4 protein-coding genes are annotated in these 4,184 nt (G+C 70.9%); 2 read left to right on the top strand and 2 right to left on the bottom strand.

Annotated elements, in window-relative coordinates; all coding sequences use genetic code 11:
* The first annotated feature begins 427 nt into the window (after positions 1–427).
* Complete coding sequence (locus ABDW35_RS33125; protein WP_343718111.1) at positions 428–1,273, top strand: aspartyl/asparaginyl beta-hydroxylase domain-containing protein; 846 nt, start codon at positions 428–430, stop codon at positions 1,271–1,273.
* Positions 1,274–1,438: 165 nt separating this feature from the next.
* Here the strand turns inward: ABDW35_RS33125 and ABDW35_RS33130 are convergent, their stop codons facing one another.
* Both ABDW35_RS33130 and ABDW35_RS33135 read right to left on the bottom strand, forming a co-directional pair.
* Positions 1,439–2,017, bottom strand: coding sequence for a cysteine hydrolase family protein (locus ABDW35_RS33130; RefSeq protein ID WP_343718112.1), 579 nt, complete (start codon positions 2,015–2,017; stop codon positions 1,439–1,441).
* Complete coding sequence (locus ABDW35_RS33135; RefSeq protein WP_343718113.1) at positions 2,014–3,024, bottom strand: GlxA family transcriptional regulator; 1,011 nt, start codon at positions 3,022–3,024, stop codon at positions 2,014–2,016. The genes ABDW35_RS33130 and ABDW35_RS33135 overlap by 4 nt, the downstream gene beginning before the upstream one ends.
* A 172-nt stretch (positions 3,025–3,196) precedes the next feature.
* On the opposite strand from ABDW35_RS33135, the gene ABDW35_RS33140 reads away from it, so the two are divergent.
* The coding region (locus ABDW35_RS33140) for a P1 family peptidase (protein ID WP_343718114.1) at positions 3,197–4,184 on the top strand (988 nt) is incomplete at its 3' end.

Here is a 4,184-nt window from a genome sequence, read left to right on the forward strand (position 1 = left end):
GCGACCAGCGGAACACCGCCGACAGCCCGGCCGCGCGCCAGAGTCTGGGCCACAGTGTAGAGGATCGCCGGCCCCGGGATGATCGCGATCAGCACGGTCGCGACGAAGAACGGCAGCAGATGCGCGAGCGACGGCATGGGCGGGCCTCCGGCGGGGTTGCGGGCCAGCATAGCGCGGCCGCGCCCTGGCGTCAGGCCCAGGCTCAATGTCGCGCCACCCCCGCAGTGTCTTGACGTTGTCACAAATCCGGCTAGGAATGATTCGCAGATGGAGCGATAGCAACCGCCCTGCCATTGGTGTAGGGGAAGAAATCCTGCGGCGGACCTGCATCCCAACCGCCGTTTTCTGCGATATAGTCCTACGTTGCAGCCATGCGCCAAGCCGCTGCGGCGGTTGGGAAGCGAGAGCACAGTCGGAGTGTGACACCGTGAACGCAAGCGTCGGAAACCAAGGCACCGCGACGCATCCGGGCCCCGTCAGCCCGAAGCAGGTGTTCGCCACGGAAGGCATCGACCCGACCCTGGAGCGGCCGAGCCTGGTGACCCGCTTCTTCATGCACCTCGTCACCTGGGCCGAGCGGCTCAACCTGAAATACAGCAAGGTCGGCAACCCGCCGGTCTACGACACCGCCACCTTCCCCTGGGTGGCCGAGGTCGAGAAGGAATGGCCCCTGATCCGGGCCGAGTTGGACCGCGTCCTGCTGCGCCAGCACGAGCTGCCGAGCTTCCAGGACATCTCCTCCGACGTGAAGACGATCAGCAAGGACAATCACTGGAAGACCTTCTTCCTGGCCGGCTACGGCGTCAGCTCGGAGAAGAACATCGCCCAGTGCCCGGAGACCTGGCGCATCGTCCAGAAGATCCCGGGGCTGAAGACGGCGATGTTCTCGATCTTCGAGCCGGGCAAGCACCTGGCGCCGCATCGCGGCCCCTATAACGGCGTGCTGCGGCTGCACCTGCCGCTCTTGGTGCCGGAGCCGCGCGAGAAGCTGGCGATCCGCGTCGACAAGCAGATCTGCCACTGGGAAGAAGGCAAGGCCCTGGTGTTCGACGACGCCTATGAGCACGAGGCCTGGAACCACACCGACAAGACCCGGGTGGTGCTGTTCATCGACTTCGTGAAGCCGCTGCGCTTCCCGGCCCGGCTGGTGAACTGGCTGCTCCTCAACCTGGCCGTCTTCACCCCCTTCATCCGCGAGGGGCAGGACGCGCATAAGGAGTGGGAGAAGAAGTTCTACGCCCAGGCGGAAGCCCTGCGGAACAGGAAGGCATAGGGCCGAGAGGCCCGCCCCCTCACCTTCCCACGGCTTCGCCGCGGGTCCCTCCCTCTCCCCGAGGAGAGGGGCTTTGTGCGGTGGCGCCTTTCACCTCTCCTTGGGGAGAGGTCGAAATCGCGCAGCGATTTCGGGTGAGGGGGAACCGGCCCATGGGCCCGAACGTCAGGCCCCCAGCTGCTCCACCACCGCGCCCGTGGTCGTGACCGTGGCGAATTCCGCCGCCAGGGTCGCCAGATGGGCTCGGTGCAGTTCCTCCGCCGTCACCGTGCCGCCGACGCCGTCCGGCAGGTCGAAGCAGGCGCAGGCGTCGCCCGCCACCACCGTCCGGTAGCCCAGATTCGCCGCCACCCGGGCGGTGGTCGAGACGCACATGTCGGTGGTCAGGCCGAGCAGCACCACCGTGCCGATGCCGAGCCGCCGCAGCCGCAGGTCGAGATCGGTGCCGATGAAGGCGCAGTTCACCGACTTCGCCACCACCGGCTCGCCCTCCCGTGGCTCCAGGCCCGCACGGAAGGCGTGGCCTGGATGGCCTGGCGCCAGGGTCGAGCCGGGCTCGACGGAATCATGCCGGATGTGCAGCAGCGGCAGCCCGGCCCGCCGCCACGCGGCCAGCAGCCGCCGGCTGTTGGCATCGAGCTCCGGGTTGTTGCGGCGGCCCCAGGACGGCAGGTCGAAGGCATTCTGCAGGTCGACCGGCAGCAGCGCCGCCCGGCTGGACCAGAGATCGGGGGCTGTGGTCACGCTCTCTCCTCCATGACTTCCGGCGCGGCCATGGGCCGGAATCGCTCGCGGTATTCGCGCGGAGCCACGCCGAGCCGGCGCAGGAAGGCGCGGCGCATGCCATCGCCGTTGCCGAAGCCGCAGGCCCGGGCGATGGTCTCGCCCGGCAGGTCGGTCTCCTCCAGCCGCCGGCGCGCCGCTTCGACCCGCAGCCGCTCGACATAGGCGGCGGGCGTGGCGCCGATCTCCCGCACGAAGGCGCGAGCGAAGTTCCGCGGGCTCATCCCCGCCCGCTCGGCCAGGGCCGGCACCGACAGCTCGGCCTCGGGATGCGCCAGCATCCAGTCCTGCAGCGCCCGCAGCGGCCGGCGCTCCGCCGCCTGGCCGGCCAGCGCGGCGCTGAACTGCGACTGGCCGCCCGGCCGCTTCAGGAACATCACCAGGTCGCGGGCGGTGGCCAGCGCCAGGTCGCGGCCGTGATCAGCCTCGATCAGCGCCAAGGCCAGGTCCATGCCGGCGGTGACGCCGGCCGAGGTCCAGACCGGGCCGTCCTGGATGAAGATCGGGTCGGGCTCGACCCGCACCGCCGGATAGCGCCGGCCCAGCCGCTCGCACCAGTTCCAATGCGTCACCGCCCGGCGGCCGTCGAGCAGCCCGGCTTCGGCCAGCAGCATCGCCCCGGTGCAGACCGAGCCGAGCCGCCGCAGCCGCGGCGCCGCGGCCCGCAGCCAGGCGACCAGGACCGGGTCGGCGACGGCCGCTTCGATCCCGGCGCCGCCCGCGACCAGCAGCGTGTCGATCCCCGCCTCGTCCAGGCCGCGATCGGCCAGCACCACGAGGCCGGAGGCCGCACGGACCGGGCCGGGCCGGGCCGCCATCACCTCGACCGCATAAACCGGCGGTGCCCCGGCCTTGCAGTGCAGGGCGGAGGCGGCGGCGAAGACCTCGAGCGGCCCGACGACATCGAGCAGCTCGACGCCGGGAAAGGCCAGCACGGCGATGCGGCGCGGAGGGGATGGCTCGGGCATGCCGGGAGTGTGGCCGGATCGTCCGATGGCAGCAATGACAGGATACCGTCTGATCCTGCCAACATAGCGGCGCGAGTGCGTCACATCCGCATTGCCGCCAGCTGCCGGCTGTGCCTACGCTGAGCCAAAATTCCTAGAGATCGCGGAGGGGGACACGATGCGGCAGCGATGGATGGCGGCCCTGCAAACCGGCCTGATAGCCCTGGCCCTGGCCGGCGCGGCCCCGGCCCTGGCGGATGACGCGCCGGCCCCGGTGCTGAATGCCGGCGACAGGCTGCTGCAGTTCGACTGGCCGGCGATCCAGGTCGGCACCGGCGAGTATGAGGAGGGCCCGACCGGCGTCACCGTGTTCCATTTCGACCGGCGGTCGCTGGCGGCCGTGGATGTCCGCGGCGGCGGGCCCGGCACGGTCAACACCGACTATCTGCGCCTGGGCTATGACACGCCGGAGCTGGACGCCGTGGTGTTCTCCGGCGGCTCCTGGTACGGGCTCGAGGCCACCACCGCCGTGGCCTCGGCGCTGAAGGAGGACGGCCTCCGCGGCGGCCATTGGGACAACATCGCCCTGTCGGTCGGCGCCATCATCTACGACCTGGGCGGCCGCCGGCTGAACGAGATCGTGCCCGACAAGCGGCTGGCCCAGGCCGCCTTCCGCGCCGCGAAGCCGGGCGTGTTCCCGCTGGGCGCCCAGGGCGCCGGGCGGCTGGCCGTGACCGGGTCGCTGTTCGGCTGCAACGCCTTCTCCGGACAAGGCGGCGCCTTCCGGCAGATCGGGCAGGTGAAGGTCGCCGCCTTCGTCGTGGTCAACGCGCTGGGCGTGGTGACGAGGCGCGACGGCACCGTGGCCGCCTGCTACGGCGATGAGGGCTGGCCGAAGGACCTGACCACCGCGGCGCTGCTGGCGGGATATCCGGCCAGCCGCAAGCCGGGCTGGACCGGCGCGCCGAACGCCGACGCCCCGGCCCGCAACACCACGGTCAGCCTGGTCGTCACCAACCAGAAGCTGAAACCGGCGGAGCTGCAGCGCCTGGCGATCCAGGTGCACAGCTCGATGGGGCGGGCGCTGCAGCCCTTCGCCACCGAGTTCGACGGCGACGTGCTGTACGCCGTCTCGACCGGCGAGCTGGAGGACGAAGCGGCGATGCTGCCGACGGTCGATC

The sequence above is a fragment of the Inquilinus sp. genome, assembly GCF_039594555.1.
Classification (GTDB): Bacteria; Pseudomonadota; Alphaproteobacteria; order DSM-16000; family Inquilinaceae; genus Inquilinus.

Coding starts and splice junctions, on each gene's coding strand:
- ABDW35_RS33135 (WP_343718113.1), bottom strand. CDS start 3,024: ATGCCCGAGCCATCCCCTCCGCGCCGCATCGCCGTGCTGGCCTTTCCC.